Origin of the sequence: Mucilaginibacter sp. 22184, from assembly GCF_052045695.1 — a bacterium.
Lineage (GTDB): Bacteria > Bacteroidota > Bacteroidia > Sphingobacteriales > Sphingobacteriaceae > Mucilaginibacter.
Map to the genome: position 1 here is coordinate 108,251 of NZ_JBQEPI010000006.1, position 22,437 is coordinate 130,687.

Sequence of the window (22,437 nt, forward strand, 5' to 3'; positions counted from 1 at the left end):
CAGAACAGTTCATTTTATTCACTATAAAAACCTGCTATTAACAGGCAAATCTATAAACACAAAACCAAAGAAGGCCTCCTACCGGTGGCCTTCTTTTATAAACAGAACTATACTTATTTAAATATTAATGAAATACGAAGGTAGCCGGGAAATAATAGCCTGTATAGGGGATATCCTTAGTTTGAGATCCGCTTGATGCATCATAAAAAAACAGGTCGTTTACACTGTAGTTAATACCATACCCGGATTTTACCGTACTCACTACCAACTGATTCAATTTGGCATTAAAAGCCAAACCTGCGCCATACAATTCCTTGCCGGCTGGTACGGTTATAAAAGGAGTGGTAAATGAAGTACTATTGCCTGGGGTATATTTATAGATTTCGGTACCACCGCTATATGGGCCATTTTTAGCCAGGAAAATAGTATTCTCGGTGGTAGAGGCTGCAATGGAGCCTGGATGCCAAGCACCCCATGAACCATTAACAGTAAATGGCACAGTGATATTTTGTACATCAAGCGTTGCGGGGTCTATACGCACCAACTGGTTGCCGCCTGCCGCCCATATAGCACCATCTTTGCTACGGGCGAATGCTACTTCTAAGCCAGGAATAGTTTTAGCAATGGTATAGTTAGAGGCGTTTAGTACCACTACCCCGGCCGATTGTGATAGCGCGAATACATAATTACCTGCTTTGATCAGGTCACCTACCTCGCCGCTCACACCGCTGATCTTTGTACCCAGTTTAACCGTTTGCAGATTAAGCTGATAAATACCATCACCTGTACTCACTAAACCGGTATTATTATCGATGCCGACAAACGCCCGCCAATCGTTACTACCGGCAGAATCTATACGGCCCGTTTCTTTAAGCGACATATCATCAGTTACCACCAGGGGACCGCCTGCTTTTGATAACAGGTACAATTTATGATTATAAACCGTACCGAACTCCAATGATGAAGTAGCTGGCAGAAGTGTTTTACCGGGGTTTTCTTTGGTAAATATGCTATCGGTTAAAGTCCCTTTTGCGTAATCGAAAAAGCTTACGGAACCCGTACCGTGACCATACCAGCCCTCATTTACTATAAAGAAACCGTTTTCATATTTACCCGGAGGCGCTATTTTAACATCGTGATCCTTTTTACAGGAAGCGATAGTGGCCATTAACAATACCGGAATAAGATATGTTGATAGCTTTTTTATGGTGAGTTTATTTTTCATGCTTATTGTTTGTGATATAAAGAATTAATGAAATACCGCTATAGAAGGAAAGAAATATCCTGTATAAGCGATATCATTGATCAATGCTCCTGTTGAGGCATTATAAAAGCATAGGTCATTAAAGCCATAGTTAGTGGTAAAACCGGAGTGTACCGTATTAACAATAACCTGGTTATGTGCAGGATCATAACCTACACCCGAACCATACAACTCTCTGCCTGTTGGCACGGTGATAAATGGCGTAGTAAATGAAGCGCTGTTGGTTGAGGTATACTTATAAATCTGTGTACCACCAGAAAATGTAGCGTTTTTGGCTATAAAGATGGCGTTTTCGGTAGTAGAAGCAGCGATAGAACCCGGATGCCAGGCCGCCCATGAGCCGTATATGGAAAACGGCACAGTAATGGTTTGTATAACCAAAGTAGCTGGATCAATGCGCACCAGTTGTGTGCCACCGGCGGACCAAACAGCACCGTCAGGGGTTTTGGCAAACGCGCATAACATGCCAGCAACAGAGGTAGATGTAACCACCGAATTATTAGAAGCATTCAATACGATCACTCCGCTTGATGCTGATAGTACAAAAACATAATTACCGGCTTTGATCATATCGCCCACCTGACCGGTTACGCCACTTAATTTGGTACCCAAAGCCAATGTTTGCAGATTGATAGGAAAAATACCCGAATTGGTACTCACCAGGCCATTGTTAGCATCAATACCCACAAAAGCCCTGAAGTCATTACCACTTTTGGCGGCAATACGGTTTATTTCCTGTAAAGTATGTGGATTGACCACTACCAGGGGGCCTCCAACTTTACTTACCAGGTATAATCTGTCGTTAAAAATAGTACCGTACTGTAAGGTGCTGCTGGTTGGGTTCAGGTTCTTACCCGGGTTTTCTTTGGTAAACAGACTGTCGCTGAGCACGCCAGTACCAAAATCGTAAAAGCTTACCGTTCCGGTACCGTGTGCATACCATCCTTCATTGATCAGGAAAAAGCCGTTATCATATTTACCTGTGCCACGCACTTGCAATTTGCTGTTTACCTGATTAGTATTTGGTGTAATGTTCGCCGCATCTTTTTTACAGGAACTTACCATTCCCATCAATAATACAGGAACAATATAGGGTAGCAACTTAATAAGGGTAGATCTTTTTGTTTTCATGGTGTGTTGATTGGTTATTTATACAGATTGTTTATTGATCTAATTTCACTATGCTAAGGTCGGCGGCACCGCAAACTTCGGTTGATTGTTCTCCAAGCCACCCCATATCATATAGCACCCCGGTTTGCACTTTGATAAAATCGATACCTTTCAGCTTCACTCTTTTTCCGTCCTTATCAATAGCGTTGGAAATATCAACCTTATCGCCGCCATAAGTACTGTCAGAATAGCCAAAATCAAAAGGCCTGCTTGTGATATATTGCGGGTTGCTATCGTCAATATTAGTTGAGGGTAACAAAGTTCCGGTTACAGTAAGCGTTCTGCCATTTACCCATCCCGGGAAATAAGTGGGCTGCGTGTTATATTGGTTCCTTTTTACAAAGCCGGCACCGCCCTGATTGTCTGTCCATGGTATGTCATCAGCATCATTTGCCGGGCGGGTATAAGTTACCTGGTAATTGCGCACATATCCGTCATGATCAAATTGGCTGCCTTTCAGTTCATACCAGGTATCATCCGGTTTACCGTTACCATTTTTATCATCCATCACCCATATCACGCCGGGCTCGGCAAATATGTTAGGTATAGGATTACCAAAAACAATCAGGTCATTGGCATTGGGTACATTCAAAACGGTATGGTCAAATCCCAGTACAATATAACCGCCCCAGGCTCCTAATGAAACCAGCCCCTGAGTACCTCTTAATACCCCTTTGGCAGCTGTTGAATCGCCAAGAGTGGTATTGATAAATTGGCCCGGAGCAGGCTTAAAATCAAAAAGTGCGGTTACATAGGGGTTACTTGAAGCCGTTACAGGCCTGATAGGTGAGCCCGGAGGCTCGGGTGGAGCTACAGTATCGCGTTTAATAACTGTATCAACCCGCAGTTTCTCAACTATTTGTACATCCTTTTTACAGGATGACAGCAGGGCGACACCAATGATGACCGACAGGAGAAAAACTTGGTAAAGATTAAGGTTCAATTTCATTTTATTGATGAGTTTATGTAAGTATTAATAAGCGAATGCAAAATGGGCCGGTATATCCCCGGCCACTACCGACCATTTTTTCTTTCCCGACGGATCGAAGCAATACAGCGTTCCCGGTGTAACGTAGTCTTTAGCATCAGTAACCAATACTTCTTTAGTTACCGGGTTTACAGCTATACCGTAGGGAACCTTGATCTGGGTTTCGGTGCCATCGGTAATAAACTTCGTATTCAATACGGTTTCATCTTTTACATTAAGCATGGAATAGGTGGTGGTATTTGAGTTGGTGTTGTAATTATATTCGTAACCATACATATAGGCGATATCACCATCAATCCAAAGGTTACTTACGCCAAAATCAAATTGCTTTTTAACCTGGTCTGTTTTGGTGTCAATTACAAATAACTTGGAGGGAATGCTATAATAATCGCCGCGGGAGGTTACATAGATATCGCCGTATTTATCAGCCTTTACCCTATCCAGGTTGATGGCCACATCTATGCGTTTCAACTCCTTAAATGAAGGCAGGTCGATAACAGAAACCGTACGCTCATAATTTGGCGGACTATAACCGCCTGAGTTAGCTACATACAGCTTTTCGCCTACTATGGCCATCTCTTCGGGTTGGCGGCCAACGGTAACCTTGCGTGTGATCTGAAGTGTAGAAGTATCTATCTCATTAACAGCACCATTCGGCGCTTTGGGATCGCCTACTTTACCCAGGTAAGCACTCACATAGGCTTTGCCATTATGAAAGGTTACGTAACGGCAGTTATCGATATTGATGAGCGAGATCCGTTTACCGGTTTTCGCGTTCAAAATCTCCACCTTGTTGGATACGTTAACTACCACATATACCTTTGAGCCATAAATGCCAATATCATTACCCACATCGCCCAAACCTTTGGTAACATCCGGGTTGGTTTGATTGTAAATATTACGGCGATACTGCCCGGTAGTATAATCCAGGTAGTCAAGCGAAGCCTTATTCATATTCATATTACCCTCATTAAGCAAATAGAAGCCTTTAACCACAGCTGTGGGATCGGGGGGCAACAAGGACTTATCCTGCTCTGGGATGGGTTTAGCATCTTTCCGGCAGGCGCTGTAGCTCAGAATAATGCATCCGAGCAGCAGATATTTCATGTGATTTATTTTCTTCATGGCAAATGCTTAAAATGTTGAACTTATGGTGAAGCGATAGTTGCGCCCCGGCAAGGGAAAATTGTATATCACGTCGTAATATTGATTAAGCAGGTTATTGATTTCGGCAGTAAGTTTAAGCTTGTGGCTATTGAGCTTTGTGGCATAGGTAAACGCTATGTCGTGCGTATACCATGGCGGCATATAATTGGCTGCTTCATGATATTTTTGATTATATCTTTCGCCGGTATAGATATAGCTATAGGTGAAGGCCAGTTTATGCCACTCAGCGCCTATCAGTACCGAACCGCTGTTTACAGGGGTATAAGGTATTTGCTGATTATAGTTGAGATCAGTTTTATCAGTTACATCCACCGATTGTTGATAGGTGTATGAAATGCCGGTATTCAATAGCACACTACCCCATAATTGCCACGTAGCCTGCGCGTTTACCTCGGCCCCCTTAATATGTACTTTACCCAGGTTAATGATAGACCACCGACCCAGATCGGCTCCCGGTACCGCCACTATTTTATCCCTTACCTGGTTGTAATAAGCATCGGCCTGTATCGCGAAGTAGACCAGCGTTTGCTGATGCAGTGTACGGTTATAAGTAAAGCCCAGATCATACTGCTTGTTAAATTCTGGCCTTACCGTAGCGTAACCTACAAAAGTGTAATACAGGTCATTAAAAGTTGGCAGCCTGAAAATGCTCTTATAAAAACCACGCAACCTAAAATCAGGGCTTTCTGTGGGTTGCCATGAAAACAATAATGCGGGTGTATACTCGGTTTTATTATCTGAATTAGCCTCAACCGGAACTTTGTCCCGAACAAAAGTACCCAGCACATTAGCCTGTAAGTTAAACCGGGTAAAATGCAATTCGGTGGCCAAGGCCGTTAACAGTTGATTACGAATAGGCGGTGCAAACTTATATTTAGCCGAATCATTCTCGGTGATGTGCAAGGTACTCCACTCATAATCTGCCGAGGCCGCCACATCCCAAAACTTATTGATCTTGTATTTATTAGCTACCGAAAAGTAAAGTTCATGTTCATAATAACGATCATTTAACAGCCCGGTAGTTGTGGTGATATCGGGATTGGTATAATGGCTGAAAGTATTGGCATACTTACCACTAAGCATCAGACTGTACCTGTCGCCAAAATTTTTGTTGTAGGTAGATTGCATAAAGATATCCCTGTTCCACAAGCGCTCATCCGAATCAAATTTATTGGATACAATGGCGGCCGGTAATCCCCTTGCCGAATTATACAGATACCCTTTAACTGCCCATTTACTACTATCCGGCAGCTTTCCATTTAGCCCGAGCTCTGCCCGTTGCGCGGTGATATCGCTGTTTTGCCGCACGGCTGTAGTATCATAAACACCATTAGTATAACGGAATTTGTTGCGGCCATTGGCATGTACAAACTCTGTACTGAAGGTACTGTAGGTATTATCACTCAGCTTATACTGCCAAAAGAATGACGGATTAACCAAACCTGATGAACCGGTTTTAAAACTCACTTTACCAGCAGAACGGCTACTATCCTCAAAATGCGGCTGACGCGAGGTAAGGCAAATAGCGCTCCCGGAGGCAAAGCCCTTGGCCGACTGAAATATGGTACCCTTTTGCGCATTGTAAAGGGCTATTTCATCAATGTTATCCAGCGAAAACTTACCCAGGTCAACCTGGCCATTTTGCGAATTGCCAAATTCGACACCATCATAAAAAACACCTACATGATTACTACCCAGACTGCGCACATTAATGGTTTTGAGACCGCCTACGCCGCCGTAATCCTTCAATTGCACACCTGAGAAATAACGGATGGCATCGGCCACCGAAAAACTATTCAGCTTTTCCAGCTCCGCTCCTTTGAGTATTTGCAGTGGTGTTGCCGAAGTATTACGCGAAGAAATCCGGCCTGCACGAACGGAAACCTCTTTCAGATGGTGACTTTTAACAGTATCTGCTGCAGGTTTATGGCGACTGGTATCCGCCACCTGCGCCTTAGCGTTACCACAAAACAGGCCCCATACCGCTGTAAGGCAAATAAAAAAAATCGGGAAGCACAAATATTTGTACAAGTGTTGCAATACGTTCTGTTCGTGAAAAAATTAAACAAACAGCCAACAGGGTACCATCAATGGAAATACGCAACAACGTGAGGTATCTTCATTCCAGCTTCAATCCCCGAAAGCTATGAATACATATCATGCAATGGCAGGTCTTCTGACTTACTCCCCGCTTACCCGGCCTTCCCGTCGCGATCATATCGAAACAGTGGCTATAGAATGGATAGCGGTTAACAGAGCTTACAGCTGCGGGACAGTTCCGGAATTACACCGGATTCCCTTTTAATCCCCAAATCATAAAGGCCTGGGGAACCAAAAGCGAGGCAAATATAGAAATAAAAAGCACAAGGACTTTGATGTTTTGGTATGCCGCATAGATAGCATAATTTTCAAACAGGATACCATACCTAATTCATCAACGAAAATCATGCGGAGCAAAACAATAAAGCTTTCATTCAATTATAAAATTTATATAATTGAAAATCTATAGTTTATATCTACTATTTAAATTTTTTATTTTGTAAATTTTTATCTCAATGCTTGTTCAGTTTTTCTTCAATACGTTTTTGCAATTGCTTTTTGTACTCATCATCCAGCTTCAATTCGCTGATCTTTGCCGGATGGAACAGCTCGCACACCATTTTATTGATCATGGAGCTTTGCTGTTCAAACACCCTGCATACCGAGCAGCCGGCCAGGTGGATCTTCAATTCCAGCTTTTCGCGAAGTGTTAAGTGGTCAATCAGCTTCTTCTCAATTAAACGAGTGGCTTTGCGACAGTTGTACGCTATTTTTGTCAATTCATCCATATTCCTCCCCTATTTTAGATTTATACTATAGAGTTAGTCGTTCTGCATAACAGTCCCTTACAATTTTTGAAAATAGTTTCTTACTCCAAGAATCGTTATTCGCAAAATCCTTGCTCTTTGCTCCCAAAGTCCCCCAAATCCTTGCTCCCAAAATCCCTACCTTTGCAGGCAATGGATTATTTCAAAAGGCTCCTTGATCTGCTGAATAAAGAAAAAGAGGAGGACCGTAACGCTTATCTTAAACTAACCGAAAACTCATCAGCTGCCGACCGCCGGGCACAAGGACTTAGCTGGTATCCTATAGCCATTCGTGGAACCGAGCCCGGCCGGGGCGATTATATCAATGTAGAGGTTGAACGAACTACACATAAGGACCTGGCTCACCAGTTGCGTTTTGGAGTACCTGCAGCCCTGTTCTCCAATCACGATCCAAAGACCGACCGTGCGGAAGGCACCATCACCTACCAGGGCGGCGACCGCCTAAAAATCACCCTATATACCGACGAACTGCCAGATTGGACCTGCGACGGCAAACTCGGCATCGATCTGCTTTTTGATAACAATAGTTACGACGAAATGCAGAATGCCCTTAAACAGGCTTCGGCCATAGCCGTAAAGCCACAGGAAGGACGCTTGATCCAGATCCTTACGGGCGAGAAAGCTCCTGTATTTAATACTACCGCCCCTGTTTCCGCTCCACGCTTAAACGAGTCGCAGACAGAGGCGGTTAATAAAATAGTTTCGGCGCAAGACCTGGCCGTTATTCACGGGCCGCCGGGCACGGGTAAAACCACTACTCTGGTACAGGCTATTAAAGCGCTTATCGGGCAAAATAAAAAACAGGTTTTGGTTGTGGCTCCAAGTAATACCGCGGTTGATCTGCTCAGCGAGAAACTAACAGACGAGGGGCTAAATGTATTGCGCATCGGTAATCCGGCCCGGGTATCCGAAAAACTGTTGTCCTTAACGCTCGACAGCAAGATTGCCGAACATGACGATAACAAAGAGATCAAAAAACTCAAAAAACAGGCCAGTGCTTACAAGGACATGGCCCACAAATACAAACGCAGCTTTGGCAAAGCAGAGCGCGACCAACGCAAGGCCTTGTTTAATGAAGCGCATAAGATCATGAAGGATGTGGCCGCCTCCGAGCAGCACATAGTTGACGATTTGGTGAGTAAAGCCCAGGTGATCACCGCTACACTGGTGGGCGCAAATCACTATACCATACGCGATGTAAGGTTTGATACCGTAGTGATTGACGAAGCCGGTCAGGCATTGGAACCCGCCTGCTGGATCCCTATACTAAAAGCGCAAAAAGTAATACTGACGGGTGACCATTGCCAGCTACCACCGACGATCAAATCGGCAGAGGCGGCCAAAAATGGACTGAGCACTACCCTGCTCGAAAAATGTGCATCCCTGCATCCAGAAGCTGTAGTATTACTGGAAGAACAATACCGTATGCATCAGGATATCATGGGCTTTTCATCAGCAGAGTTTTACCAGAGCAAACTGAAAGCACATACTTCTGTAGCGCAGCGTTTGCTTTTCCCCGGAGATATGCCTGTATCTTTTGTAGATACCGCGGGCTGTGGTTTTGATGAACAGCAGCAGGGCACCAGCGTAGCCAACCCCGAAGAGGCCGTGTTTTTATTAAAGCACCTTAATAAGCTGGTTAGCAATTTAAATAGCACCGACAATTTCCCTTCTATTGCTATTATCGCGCCTTATAAAGAACAGATCAGGGTGCTGAATGAGTTGCTGGCTGCCCATCCTGATTTACTTCCTTACAGCAGTTATATTTCGGTAAACACGGTGGATAGTTTCCAGGGACAGGAACGCGATGTGGTTTATATCAGCATGACGCGGAGTAATTCCGAAGGCGAGATCGGTTTCCTTTCAGATATCCGCCGGATGAACGTAGCCTTGACCCGCGCCCGGAAGAAACTGGTGGTTATAGGGGACAGTTCCACCCTTACCAGGCTGCCATTTTATGCCGATCTTATCGACTATACCGAACGCCTGGATGCCTATGAAAGTGCCTGGACATATGCCGGTGAATAATACACCTTGCTAACACCTTTTAGTAGCCATTTTTACACTATCAAATCCAGTTACGCAATCGTTATCGACGATAAATATTGCCAAATTGTTTCATTTTAGGCTTTTTTATGATTATCTTGTCAGCAAACCAACAACAAATTAATACGTAAAAATTACACTAAGCCTATGGCACAAGCAAAAACATTAGGGCAATTTATCATTGAAAAACAAGCGGATTTTCCGTACGCTAAAGGTGAGCTTTCGCGTTTGCTGCGCGATATAGGTATCGCGGCAAAAATTGTTAACCGCGAGGTAAACAAAGCAGGTTTAATGGATATGCAGGGAGAAGCAGGCAGTACCAACGTACAGGGCGAAAGTCAGCAAAAATTGGATATTTACGCCAATGAGCAATTTATAACAGCCCTTAAAAGTGGCGGGGAGTGCTGCATTGTAGCATCGGAAGAGAATGAAGAGATTGTAATGCTGGATACCGATGTATCCCTGGATGCCAAATATATTGTAGCTATTGACCCATTGGATGGTTCGTCTAATATTGATGTAAACGTATCAGTAGGTACTATTTTTTCTATATACCGCAGGCAAAGCACCAGCGGCCGGGCAACGCTGACGGATGTTTTACAAAAAGGCGTAAACCAGGTTGCCGCGGGTTATGTGATCTACGGTACTTCAACCATGCTGGTTTATACCACAGGCAAGGGCGTTAACGGCTTTACGCTGGATCCATCCATAGGCGAATTCTGCCTGTCGCACCCGGATATGAAAATACCTAAAACGGGTATTATCTACTCTATCAACGAGGGTTACTATGTGCACTTCCCGCAAGGAGTAAAATCATACATCAAATATTGCCAGGTAGAGGATGAAGCTACTCACCGCCCCTACAGTTCACGTTATGTGGGTTCTATGATAGCTGATCTGCACCGCAGCATGATCAAGGGCGGTATATTCATTTACCCGGTAACCGCGGCCACGCCGGGTGGTAAATTACGACTGGTTTACGAATGCAACCCCATGTCGTTTGTTATTGAACAAGCTGGTGGCAGGGCCACAGATGGTAAAAACCGCATCATGGAACTGGATGTCACTTCCCTGCACCAGCGTACCCCTATTTTTATAGGCTCCGAGCAAATGGTGCTCAAGGCCGAAGAGTTTATGGCCGATGCCGTGGAAGAGGAAATAAGTATGGATTTGGCGGGGTAAGTAAAAAATTGTCATTCTGAGCGCAGCGAAGAATCTATTATACGATAGAAATGCCGCTGAATAGATCCTTCGCTGCGCTCAGGATGACAAACCATATTAAAGAGAAACATTAAACCAAAAGACCCAGCAAATTTGCCGGGTCTTTGTTATTTGAAAAACGAAACACAATTATTTATTATCCAACAGCTGTAATGTTGGGACCAACAGAGCAAAGCATTCCATCAGAAAAGCCCTTATACTGGCTGCAGTTTTTACGGAAAAGTTCAGCCAGGTGACTAGCTGTTTCCTCGTAATCATAAGAGTCGGCCCAGGTATTTGCGGGGTTCAGTATCTGCGATGGCACACCGGGACAGCTTTCCGGTATCATTAGATCAAAAATGGGTAGCTTTTGATAACTTACGTCATTCAGTTGACCTTTGAGTGCGGCCTTGATCATAGCGCGAGTATAACTCAGCTTAATACGTTCGCCTGTACCGTATGATCCTCCTGTCCAGCCGGTATTCACCAGCCAAACATTCAGTGGGTACTTATCCAGTTTTTCGCCCAGCATTTCGGCGTATTTAGTGGGATGTAAGGGCAGAAATGCCCTGCCAAAACAAGCAGAGAAAGTAGCCTCGGGCTCATTAATACCATATTCTGTTCCGGCAATTTTAGCCGTATAGCCCGAAAGAAAATAATACATGGCCTGCTCCTTAGTCAATTTAGAAATTGGAGGCAGCACGCCAAAAGCATCGGCCGTAAGGAAAAATATATTCTTCGGGATATCACCGATTGCCGGTTCTATCGCGTTGCTGATAAAATGCATCGGATACGAAAGACGGATATTCTCTGTCTTGGACAGGTTATCAAAGTCAACCGTTTTTGACCAGGGTTTAAAACAAATATTTTCCAGAAGCGCGCCAGACTGCATCGCATGATATATCTGCGGCTCTTTTTCGGCGGTCAGTCCGGCTATTTTAGCATAACAGCCCCCTTCAAAGTTAAATACCGAATTTTCGCCCCAGCCATGCTCATCATCGCCAATCAGCTGTCGGTCAGGATCAGCAGAGAGTGTGGTTTTCCCGGTACCCGATAAACCAAAAAAGATGGCCGTATCACCATCCACACCTTTATTAGCGGCACAATGCATGGGCAAAATGTTTTGGCGAGGTAAAAGGAAATTCAACACGGCAAATACCGCTTTTTTGATCTCGCCGGTGTAACCCGTCCCTCCTATCAGGATAATTTTTCGGGTAAAGTTGATGATTGAAAAATTATGCTGACGGGTACCATCCACAGCCGGATCGGCCTTAAAGCCAGGTGCCGACACGATCGTCCATTCCGGATTAATAACCCCATCCGGACGCAGGAACAGGTTATAGGCAAACAGATTCTGACTGGCTGTTTCGGTAATCACGCGTAAGGTAAGGCGACTATCTTTTTCGGCACAGACCATAGCATCACGTACAAAAACAGGTTTGTTATACAGGTAAGCCATCACCTTAGTGTACAGACTATCAAACACTTCCACATCCACCGAGATATTAATATCACCCCACCAAACGGTATCTTTTGTCACACTGTCCATTACAATAAAACGATCTTTTGGCGAGCGGCCGGTAAACTCACCGGTGTCGATAGCTAACACTTCATGATCAGTTAAATAGCCTTCTTTGCGTTCCAGGGCGACTTTTATCAAATCATCCGGTGATAATTGATAGTGAATTTCCTGGGCCTTGTTCAGCTCAGGAAATTCCGTTTGTAAGCTTGTTTTTTTATCAGTGATTTGTCCCATATCACATTAATTTTGTTATTGGTTTGGGGCAAAACTAAGACTACAAAGACGCAATTCAAAATATATAATAGCTGATAATCAAATAGTTGTATTCAATACACTAAGATAATTCAACCTACTAATCAGGGGGTTATCAGCAAATTCAGCAAGGAATTATTTCCGAAATATTTATACATGTAATATTGACAGAAATAGGTCAAAAATGGCCATTTTCGTGAATTTTTAATATTTCCGTCCTTTTTATAAGCTAGTTCATACGTCATCGCTTGAGCTATAATAACGGCGAGCGTCCCGGTGATACCAGTATACCCCCAATACAACGCAGCCACCGACCAGCCGATGAGCTGGCATTTCCAATAAAGGGATAGAGATAGCTTTTTTTTCAATTTGGCTTTTATTTATTACCCAAAGCAGCAAAATCTATCCGCAACAAAAAAATAAAGTACAGGAACGAGGTATTTTGGGTATAAATGTGTTATAAATCCCTCACAGCAAACAACATATCTGGTACAGCCTTATCTATCTTCTATACCTATACTATTTAATAATAATTATTACAAACAGCAACAATAAAATTGATTTATAATTAATTAACCATAACTATAATGTATTTTTTTGATACAAATCGCTATATTAAACGCAAATCTTATTAACTATGAAAATTCTGTACATTAAAACTTCATTATTATTGGTGTTATTGGCCAGCACTAATATATTATTTGGCCAGGGCATTAAAGGAAAAATAACCGATGCGGCAAACGGCGCAACCATGCCGGGTGTAAGTGTTTCGGTTGTGGGCACTTCGCAAGGTACTTCGTCAAACGAAAAAGGTGAATACTCCCTCAAAATATCACAGGGCAGTTATCAGCTTAAAGTTTCCTTCATCGGGTACGAAACCCAAACCACCAATGTAACCATTACCAGTGGTACCCAGACACTTGATTTTAGCCTCAAACCTTTGAGCAACGCGCTTAATGAGGTGGCGGTAGTTGGTTCACGATCAACCAAACCGCGCACCAATATCGAATCGCCGGTACCGGTAGATGTGATTTCGGCAAAAGAGATGCGCAGCTTTCCGCAAACGGATATTACCCAGGTATTAAATTATATAGCCCCCTCCTTCAGCTCCAACCGGCAAACCGTGGCTGATGGTACCGACCACATCGACCCGGCATCGTTAAGGGGTCTGGGGCCCGACCAGGTATTGGTACTGGTGAATGGCAAACGGCGCCATACCACCGCTTTGGTAAATATCAATGGCACCTTTGGCCGTGGTACCGTTGGTACCGATATGAATTCTATCCCACTCGCTGCTATTGACCACATAGAGGTTTTGCGCGATGGTGCGGCCGCCCAATACGGATCGGACGCTATTGCCGGGGTGATCAATATTGTATTGAAGAAAGTTACTCCATTGGTGATATCGTCCAGCTACGGACAGTCGGCCACATCAACAAATGGAAATACCTATACCGATGGCAAAACCTACCAGATAGACGGCAGCAAAGGCTGGGACTTGAACGGGAAAGGTTTTGTGAACGTAGCCGCCCAATACCTCGATCGTGGGGCAACCAATCGCGGAGGCCTGGACACCCACCCTTTGATCTATTCGGCATTGCCTACTAAAGGAGCCAATGAGTCTGAGGCCGATTTTGAAACCCGTTTTGCGGGCATTAAAGCCGCCGATGACGCCAAAGCTAAAGCTGATGGCTTTAACCGCGATAATATGATGGTTGGGAACTCCCACTCCAAAAATTTCGGAAGCTTTGCCAACGCCCAATATAGTGTAGCCGATTGGGCCAGTGTTTACCTCGCAACGGGTTACACACATAAAACAGGGTCGGCAGCAGGATTTATTCGTCTACCAAACCAGTTTACCCAGATCGACGCTACTATTTATCCCGATGGTTTTTTGCCCTTTATCAATACTTCTATCAATGATATCTCGGCAAGTGGTGGAATTAAAGGAAAACTCAGCAACTGGACCTATGACCTGAGCAATACCTTTGGCGAAAACAACCTGAGCTACACCATTGATCATACCCTGAATGCCTCATTACCGATAGGCACCAGCCCTACTTCATTCAAAGCGGGTGAACTGATCTTTAAGCAAAACACGGTTAACCTTGATGTTTCGCGCAAGTACGATTTTACCGGTTTCCTTACCTCATTAAATATGGCTTACGGTGCCGAGTACCGCATTGACAATTATGAAATAAAACCCGGTGAGGAATTATCTTATTCCTTCGGTCAGCCTTCAAAGGGCATCCCGGGCAGATTAGTGGGTACTACTCCGGCTGCTGCGGGCGCACAGGTATTTCCAGGCTTTAAACCCAGCAATGCTATAGACAAATCAAGAAATAACCAAAGTTTATATGCCGACTACGAGGCAGAATTTGGCCCGCGTGTAATGTTAGAAGCCGCAGGCCGTTATGAGCACTATAGCGACTTTGGTTCAAACTTCTCTTATAAATTCACCGGTAAAGTAAAAGTGATCGATCAATTGTCCATCCGTGGCGCCATCGCCACAGGTTTCAGGGCTCCGTCATTAGCCCAGCGGTATTTTAATAATGAGAGTACACAGTTTGTGAGTGGCAACCCTACCCAGGTATTAACCGTGAATAACGACAATCCCATTGTGCGGAAATTTGGCGTGGGATCATTGAAACCTGAAAAATCAAAATCGTATAGCTTAGGCTTGGCCGGTAAGATTACATCTGGGTTTACATTTACGATAGATGCTTACCAGATAGATATCCGAGACCGTATCGTGTTCTCGAGCCAGTTTACCCGGGCTACACCCGCCGTGGCCGAGATATTGAATACAGTTGACCCTAACGGCCAGATCAACAGCGTACAGTTTTTCACCAATGCTATCTCCACCCGTACCAAAGGTTTGGATATTGTTTTGGCCGACAGGATCAGCATCAATTCGGCCAGCACTTTAACACTTTCGGCAGCGGCTAACTTTAACCAGACCAAAGTACGTTCGATACAAGGTTCGGACATTATAGAGGGTAATGCGGCCTTAAAGGGCAAACTGTTCGACCGTACGGAGCGTTCGCGTTTTGAATCGTCGGTACCGGCCAGTAAGATCAATCTGAGCGCTTTGTATAACATCAAAAAGTTCGATTTTTCGTTAAGATCGGTTTATTTCGGCAAGGTAACCTACCTCAATTCGGTTGATCCGACCATTCCGACCAATAACCTGCCTTTACAGATGGATCAAACCTACTCCGGCAAATGGGTGACTGATCTGGCGATAAGTTATAAAGTGATCAAACAATTGGGGGTTACCATAAGCGCCAACAACCTGTTTGATGTTTACCCGGATAAAAACTATATAGACCCACGCGATAATGAGCACAACCTAAGCGGCGATCCGACCAAAAATTACACCAATGGTCGTGATAATACGTCAAACGGTCACTTTGTGTATAGCCGCGCCGTATCCCAATTTGGTTTCAACGGCAGGTTTTTATCTGGCAAGGTGGTTTACACTTTTTAGCAGAATAAAGACACATTCTGGAGACACAAATATGCGTCTCTACATTTTCTTTTCTGTAGAGACGCATATTTGCGTCTCTTTTCATTTCCCCATTATTTCCCCACCACAGGCCAGCCATTTCGATATTGAACCGGACTGATACACATGACCCGGCCTTTTTCTTTATGGGCTATTTCAATAGCGTGATAAGCTATAAAACTTTTACCTTTTTCGTCCTGAAATATAGAGTTGTGGCCCGGCGCGGTATAGACTTCGTCTTTTTCCAGTATTACACTGTTCAGAGATCCGTTACTTTCTCCCAGGCGGATAAAAGGGCCTTCTGGTTTATCGGCTTTGGCAATCATAACTGCATAATTGGCTTTGGCACCGCAGCAATTATCGCCGGAGTAATACAGGTAATAAGTGCCCTTATCATAATCGAGCCAGGAACCTTCAACCAGGTTACTGTAGGTTTTGTCCTTACCCGGGTATACAATGGCGGTGGCGTTCGTGCCCGGTTTAAAAGCCGACCAATCATCCGTCATTTCCTGAACACGTAAAGGTTCAAAATCCGAGCCCCAGTACAAAAAGTGCTTACCCGTTTTTGGGTCGACAAAACCTTTGGGGTCTATACAATGAAAACTCGATCCGCGCAGCAGCGGTTCACCCTTATCTGTAAATGGGCCCAGCGGGTTGTCAGCATAGGCAACAGCAAGGCATTTACCGGTCAGTTCATCGGGATCAGCAGAAAAGATCATGACAAACTTTTTTAGCCGGGCATCAAAAAACACATCAGGCGCCCAAAAGCTTTGTGTGTTTGACGCCCATTTAGGTTTCTGCGGTAATGCATCACCCTCATATTTCCAATGCTCATGATCGGCCGAGGAAGCTACCTGTATATTCATCATTTTGCCATTGCTCATCCCTTGGGTAGCATAAGCATAATAGGTATACCCAACGCGAATAACCGTTGGATCGGGAAAATCCCGATCCAATACTACATGAATTTTACTTGCAGTTGTTTGCTGTGCATACCCCCTCGTATACAAGCAAACTACGGTTAATAAAAGGAATAGGTATTTAAGCTTTATTTTCATCATAATCTGCACATCTGTAATCTACACATCCACAAATCACTTCCCTCTCCCCGTCAGGTTTTTAATCAGTTCGGTTTCTTCCGGCTTGTAAGGCGATCCATCCTTGCGAAAAATATCATGGAACCATAGTTTGGGTTCACTGCCATCCGGTATCGGCGTATCCCAGGCATAAATGGTATTGGTTTTGCCCGATACAAAACCCCAGTTAATAGCCCCAACATTTTCTTTCTTCAACATGGGCAATACCGTGCTGAACAAACTATTGCGCGGACGCGCCATATACTCGGTACAGATCAACGGGCGACCATACATTTTCAAAAACTGCACTGTTTTTAAATGATCAGCCTCTGGAGTATAATCATGATAGGTGATCACATCCGAATTGGCTACCTGGTACTGGTTCAGGGTTTCCAACCCCCAGCTCCATACACCCGCGCTTACCGGCTGGCTTGGATTGATAGCTCTTGCCCATTTAAAAACAGATTTTAATAAGGGTAAGGATTTATCGCCTTTGCCAGAGTTGCCGGGTTCGTTATACAGATCCCATAGTAATATGCGTTTATCGGCTGCAAAACGTTTCAACACGTCTTTTACATATTTTTCGAGCGCGGGAAAATTGGCGGCATCCTCAGAAGCCGGCTGACCAGGATCCTGCATCCAACCTGAATTATGGATACCCGGTTTGGGCTCGGGTTGTTTCCCTATTTTGGGTTCCTTATTCCAGCAATCATCAAAAAATACAAACATGGTTTGAATACCATGCTTGCTGGAAATAGCCAGGTATTGATCCATGCGTTTTTTAAAGCCCTCGGGATCCTGCTGCCAGGCCAGGTGGTGTAAAAACACACGCATTACATTCATACCTATACCTTGCGCGTAGCCCAACTCTTTGTCGATGGTATTGGGATCAAAAGTATCGGCCTGCCACATTTCTAACTGATTGATGGCTGTGCTGGGTATAAAATCGCTACCCACCAACCATTGATGTTTCGCGTACCATGTTTTTGCCTTTTGTGCCGACCATACCTGTGCCGGAGCCTTTTGCTGTGCCGAAGCCGCCACATGGAGCAGGATGATCGATGCGATGACCAGTAATTTCAGTTTGTTTTGCATGTGTTATTATTTAATAAGTGCTTTTTTATTGATTAAATGTCCTTTGATCATCCAAATAGCTGTATAATTATTATAAGCATCGGTTGAGGTAAGGGCGATAATGCTGCCATCGTTAAGTACACATAATGAATTCCATAATCCACGTTTATTTAGTGGGACGTTAAATGGGGTAGCTGTATTCAAAAAATCCCTGCCCTCACTATTGCCTACAGCTACCTGCATGCAGGCCAACTCCCAGTTGCCGTTCCTGCCAAAAGTGCTCTGGTAGGATAAAACCGTTTGGCCGCCTGGTAATTGACGCAGATATGGCGCCCCGGCATAAACGGTATCGGGTAGCCTGGGTGTTAAGGCATAAGTACGTTCAGGATCGTTAGCGCCTACCGTTTTTTGCCAGTTTTGGCTAAAACTATTACGGATAATGGATGGCTTAAACTGGCGATCTGCATTGTCTTCAATAGAAAACAAGATTTCTTTTGTCCCTTTTAGTATAATGGGCACGGGCATACCATCCCTGTGACCCGGCGTAAAGGAAACTATCTCTGGTTTTTGAGTCCACGTTAAGCCATTATCAGATGACCGGAAAATAGATATATTTTGTTCGTTGGAATGTGTATAAACCCCCTCATTAGAGAAGTACAATTGAATTTCGCCGTTGGGCAGCTGTATTTGCACTGGTTCCCAGCAGCCATCCTCGAACTGATAGCTGGCCTGGTATATCAACCGTTCATCGCGCCAGGTTTTGCCCTCGTCGTAGCTTTTTTTGGTGCGGATGGCAAAATGTTTAGTGGTATCCCAACTATCATTTATTTTATGAGGGCGCGGATTATAAGACACCAGCAACGAATGATCTTTTAATTCCAATATCTCCGGCACAGCCATACTTACACCGCTAATTGTGGAAGCTATAATCACCGGTTTAAGCCAGGTTTTACCCAGATCATGACTTTGCGTACACTCCACGCCGCCATCGCTTTCATACACGCACAGGAGGTTACCATTATGCAGCTGTATCATACGGGCATAGTTGGCGCTCTTGTTACCAGATAGCGGTGCCACTTGTTTTAGCGTCGACTGATCCCACACGAGGCCCATCTGCCCCATCGACACCAACGGGATAAACAGCAAAATCAACCAGGCGAATGTTTGTTTCATGATCATTATTTGATATCGTCGAGCCAAAAATTAAATGGTTTATCCCTATCACAGGTAAGCGTGCCATTGGTAAATTCAAGTTCTGCGGCATGTATTGAAGTTCGTTTGGATGAATAGGAATATGTTCCGTCCTTATCGAACCCTCCATCATCCTGGTGCATTTTCCGGCCGGGATGGGTAAAATAAATAATGTAAGCATGATCATTGGATATCACTACATCGGCATGGGCGCCGGTAGGTGTATCCTCCTGGCGATGTCCCGGTGTATCCAGCACGAGCCCCTGTCGCTCCCAGGTTTTCGCATCATTGGAACGATAAACCCGCTGACCATGCCATTCGTCGGTGATCATCCAGTAATAGTTTTTGAATCGGAAAATTTTAGGTCCCTCATGTGCTTTACCTCCAATGGCCGGTTTATCGTCAGCTTTCCAGTTGATCAGATCGGTGCTTTCGGCCGTCATGGTAATGCTGCCCAGCTTCTGATCTTTATACCACATGTGCCATTTACCATCGGGTAATTTGATAAGTGTAGGGTCGATAATGTTATGATCGGGCAGATTCAATAGTCCAACATATTTCCAGTCCCACAAATTCTTGCTAGTATAATGCACCAGGTGCGAATCGCCGCCCCATTGACTGTAAACGCCCCGGATATAAACCACAAACATATGATAGGTGCCGTTTTCATAAACCACATCCGGAGCCCAAAAGGTATTTTGCCCTTGTTCAAACTCCAGATTTAACGCGCCTTTATAAACCCAGATATGACCGTGATCTTTAGAAGTAGCTACTCCGATGGCCGTACCATAACAAAAGGCCACACCCGGCGACTCCACATTGGCCCTACGTTGGGTATACAGCATCGTCCATTCCTTCTCGGTATGGTTATAAGCCAATACTGGGTCGGCAGCACCGTCATATACCGGGTCACGGTAAAGCGGTGATGGCGGCTGATGAGTTATAGCCGGGTTATTCTGGGCCTTACTATCAATCGATAACAAAGTCAGGACTGTTAATATCAGAAGGCCTTTTAACTTCATTTTGTCAACTATTCTACAACCGGGAATGATGAAATCCTTAACCTTGCGCCACCCATAGGCACCAGCGTTAATTCAGATACTGGCTTATCCGTTTTTATCGGACTTTGAGGCAACACGCCACACAATCCATACTGGTCTATCGTCCAACCCGAAATTTGACGTCCCTTTGCCTTCAGTTCAATAGGCGCGTTGGCATTGGTAAAAGGATTATTGTCCTTCGGCCAGCTACGATGGACGATCTCGATAGATTTTTCCGGGTGCTGTTCATCGATCACCAAGCCGTAGTTCCAGGCTGATGCCGGATGAATTTCATACGAGGGCCATTTCTGCGGATCGGCACTGGCTTGCCAGTGCGAATCGCCCTGGGTTGATTTCCGGCCATCTTGTTTGGTATACTGCTCGTCAATTTTGAGTGAATAAGTAAGCGGCCCATAATTTATGCTCACACTGTTCTTATTGGCCGCCCACTCGCGAACTTTGAGTTGCATAGGTAAATGCAGGGTTATTTTATCGCCGTTTTTCCAGGCTTTATTGATCTTTATATAATTCCCGGCAACAGCGTTTACAGGTACGGCAACGCCATTTACTTTTACGCTTGCGCCCTTGCTCCATTCAGGAACGCGCAGGTACAATGGAAAACTTACTGGTTTAGACGTAGTAACTGCAAAATCCACCTGATCTTGAAATGGATACCTGGTGGTTTCTGTCAAGCTTACTTGTGTACCGTTACCTACTTTAGCGTTTACCTCTCCTTGCGTATACAGCTGTGCGGCAAGACCGTTATCCGGAGTGGCCATCCAGCTGTTTTCGGCGTAATAAACCCAGCCTGCCGCATGGTTATGCTGGCAGCAGCGGCTACTAAAGGGGTTCATCATTAAAAAAGGCCCCTCGTTAGATATGCCAGGGTGGTGGTCTTTGCTATCACTCACCACCATATTCGGTGCAGTTAAGTAGCGTAGCGAACGGTAGTCGGGCATGAAAGCCGCAGAGAAAGTATTAAAAGCTACATCTTCGCAATTCTCCGCCCAGAAAGTATCGCCGGTTGAACCCAGCAACATTTGGTCTGATGTCATTTGCTCCACCATACCGCAGGTCTCTATCGCCTGGCGCGGATCGTCATAGCCTTTACGGGCGTTTTCATCGGCGCCAAACATACCGCCGGGTACCTGTCCGTAGATGGTGCGGATGAGTTTAAAGTCGTTATAGGTGGCATTCAGATCCTTAGGGTCATGGCTTTGCAGATAATAGGTAGCCGGTTCACGGAAACACTGAGCCACGTTTACATTGTGCCAGTTGGGCAGGGTGTTAGTCTGCCGCCAATTGGCAGTGTTCCTGTCGAGCTTGGTAGCCAGGTCGAGCAGGAATTTATCGCCGGTACGGTTATACAACCAGTATACGCTAAGCATATTATCACCGCCGCGGCTATTTTCCCAATAATCTTCTAAAAAATGATCATCCGGAATCGACAGCTCATATTTGAAATATTTGGTCATGAACGGGATAACCCGCGGATCCTTGCTGTATTCATAGTATGATTGCAGGCACCAGAGCATCGGCATGTTTGTCCACAAATCACGGTTGCCCTTGTTTGTCCTCGCCGGACCGAAATCGCCGTTATCCCGTTGATTGTTCAGTACCGCGTCTATCCAGAATTTGGCCTCGGCAATCATCTTTTTATCGTTCAGCATATAACCGATATCGGCATAGCCTTTTAACCAGTACGGAAGTTCCTCCCAACCATACTCACCTTTACCCTCTTTATTGAGCCAGGCATTATTGGTTTTGGATAGCCAGATACTGATCTCGCCCAGATTGCCAGTGAGGCCGTCTCGCTGCAGCTCCAGCGCTTTCTTTAGCCAGCCTCCTGCTTTGATGCTCCCAACGGGTAATTTGGTAAAATATTGCTTTTGCAGCGGTGCGCGGTTATTGATGTAAAAAGCATTGACTTGTCCATTATCAACTTTGGCTACTGCAGTCGCTTTCACACCTGTTTGGGCCGTTGCTACTATACCCGAGCATACAAGCGCAGTGGTGAAATAAAATCCTTTTTTAACAGCGTTTATTTTGTTTTTAAAGCGCATAATCAGCGG

15 protein-coding genes and 1 riboswitch are annotated in these 22,437 nt (G+C 44.7%); of the genes, 3 read left to right on the plus strand and 12 right to left on the minus strand.

The features are described from left to right. Positions 1 to 124: 124 nt before the first annotated feature. The 6 genes from ACTJKG_RS14490 to ACTJKG_RS14515 form a co-directional block, all read right to left on the minus strand. Positions 125 to 1,225 (minus strand): DUF5074 domain-containing protein, encoded by a 1,101-nt coding sequence (locus ACTJKG_RS14490; protein WP_172333755.1) that lies wholly within the window; start codon positions 1,223 to 1,225, stop codon positions 125 to 127. Between the two features lie 24 nt (positions 1,226 to 1,249). Beyond that, the gene (locus ACTJKG_RS14495) at positions 1,250 to 2,395 is read right to left on the minus strand and encodes a DUF5074 domain-containing protein (RefSeq protein ID WP_440739634.1); all 1,146 of its coding nucleotides are present in this window, start codon (positions 2,393 to 2,395) and stop codon (positions 1,250 to 1,252) included. Between the two features lie 31 nt (positions 2,396 to 2,426). After that, complete coding sequence (locus tag ACTJKG_RS14500; RefSeq protein ID WP_172333757.1) at positions 2,427 to 3,383, minus strand: cell surface protein; 957 nt, start codon at positions 3,381 to 3,383, stop codon at positions 2,427 to 2,429. 24 nt (positions 3,384 to 3,407) lie between these two features. Continuing rightward, positions 3,408 to 4,547, minus strand: a complete 1,140-nt coding sequence (locus tag ACTJKG_RS14505; protein ID WP_440739635.1) for a YncE family protein — start codon at positions 4,545 to 4,547, stop codon at positions 3,408 to 3,410. 9 nt (positions 4,548 to 4,556) lie between these two features. After that, entirely contained in the window at positions 4,557 to 6,608 is a 2,052-nt protein-coding gene (locus ACTJKG_RS14510; RefSeq protein WP_440739636.1) for a TonB-dependent receptor plug domain-containing protein, read from the minus strand. 130 nt (positions 6,609 to 6,738) lie between these two features. Continuing rightward, positions 6,739 to 6,941: riboswitch (cobalamin riboswitch) on the minus strand. Between the two features lie 200 nt (positions 6,942 to 7,141). Next, positions 7,142 to 7,417 carry a hypothetical protein gene (locus ACTJKG_RS14515; protein ID WP_172333759.1) on the minus strand — a complete coding sequence of 92 codons (276 nt, stop codon included), beginning with the start codon at positions 7,415 to 7,417 and terminating at the stop codon, positions 7,142 to 7,144. Between the two features lie 171 nt (positions 7,418 to 7,588). Here ACTJKG_RS14515 and ACTJKG_RS14520 point away from each other — a divergent pair, with 171 nt between their 5' ends. Together ACTJKG_RS14520 and fbp are read left to right on the plus strand one after the other, a co-directional pair. Next, positions 7,589 to 9,484 (plus strand): AAA domain-containing protein, encoded by a 1,896-nt coding sequence (locus ACTJKG_RS14520; protein ID WP_440739637.1) that lies wholly within the window; start codon positions 7,589 to 7,591, stop codon positions 9,482 to 9,484. Positions 9,485 to 9,649: 165 nt separating this feature from the next. Then, on the plus strand, positions 9,650 to 10,684 hold the full coding sequence (fbp, locus tag ACTJKG_RS14525; protein ID WP_440739638.1) for a class 1 fructose-bisphosphatase: 1,035 nt from the start codon (positions 9,650 to 9,652) through the stop codon (positions 10,682 to 10,684). Positions 10,685 to 10,859: 175 nt separating this feature from the next. Here fbp and pckA read toward each other — a convergent pair whose 3' ends face one another. Then, on the minus strand, positions 10,860 to 12,458 hold the full coding sequence (pckA, locus tag ACTJKG_RS14530) for a phosphoenolpyruvate carboxykinase (ATP) (protein WP_440739639.1): 1,599 nt from the start codon (positions 12,456 to 12,458) through the stop codon (positions 10,860 to 10,862). A gap of 655 nt (positions 12,459 to 13,113) precedes the next feature. Here pckA and ACTJKG_RS14535 point away from each other — a divergent pair. Then, a complete protein-coding gene (locus ACTJKG_RS14535; protein ID WP_440739640.1) occupies positions 13,114 to 15,966 on the plus strand; it encodes a TonB-dependent receptor in 2,853 nt (950 codons plus the stop codon). A 92-nt stretch (positions 15,967 to 16,058) separates the two neighbouring features. On the opposite strand, the gene ACTJKG_RS14540 is transcribed toward ACTJKG_RS14535, so the two are convergent. From ACTJKG_RS14540 to ACTJKG_RS14560, 5 genes are read right to left on the minus strand one after another with little or no spacing between them, the layout of a single operon-like run. Next, positions 16,059 to 17,045 (minus strand): glycoside hydrolase family 43 protein, encoded by a 987-nt coding sequence (locus tag ACTJKG_RS14540; protein WP_172333764.1) that lies wholly within the window; start codon positions 17,043 to 17,045, stop codon positions 16,059 to 16,061. A 33-nt stretch (positions 17,046 to 17,078) separates the two neighbouring features. Further along, complete coding sequence (locus ACTJKG_RS14545; RefSeq protein ID WP_440739641.1) at positions 17,079 to 18,155, minus strand: cellulase family glycosylhydrolase; 1,077 nt, start codon at positions 18,153 to 18,155, stop codon at positions 17,079 to 17,081. Positions 18,156 to 18,161: 6 nt separating this feature from the next. Continuing rightward, a complete protein-coding gene (locus ACTJKG_RS14550) occupies positions 18,162 to 19,307 on the minus strand; it encodes a sialidase family protein (protein ID WP_172333766.1) in 1,146 nt (381 codons plus the stop codon). Between the two features lie 5 nt (positions 19,308 to 19,312). Beyond that, positions 19,313 to 20,308 (minus strand): family 43 glycosylhydrolase, encoded by a 996-nt coding sequence (locus ACTJKG_RS14555; RefSeq protein ID WP_440739642.1) that lies wholly within the window; start codon positions 20,306 to 20,308, stop codon positions 19,313 to 19,315. Positions 20,309 to 20,355: 47 nt separating this feature from the next. Next, positions 20,356 to 22,428: a beta-L-arabinofuranosidase domain-containing protein gene (locus tag ACTJKG_RS14560; RefSeq protein ID WP_172333768.1), complete on the minus strand. Its 2,073-nt coding sequence runs from the start codon at positions 22,426 to 22,428 to the stop codon at positions 20,356 to 20,358. Positions 22,429 to 22,437 lie beyond the last annotated feature (9 nt).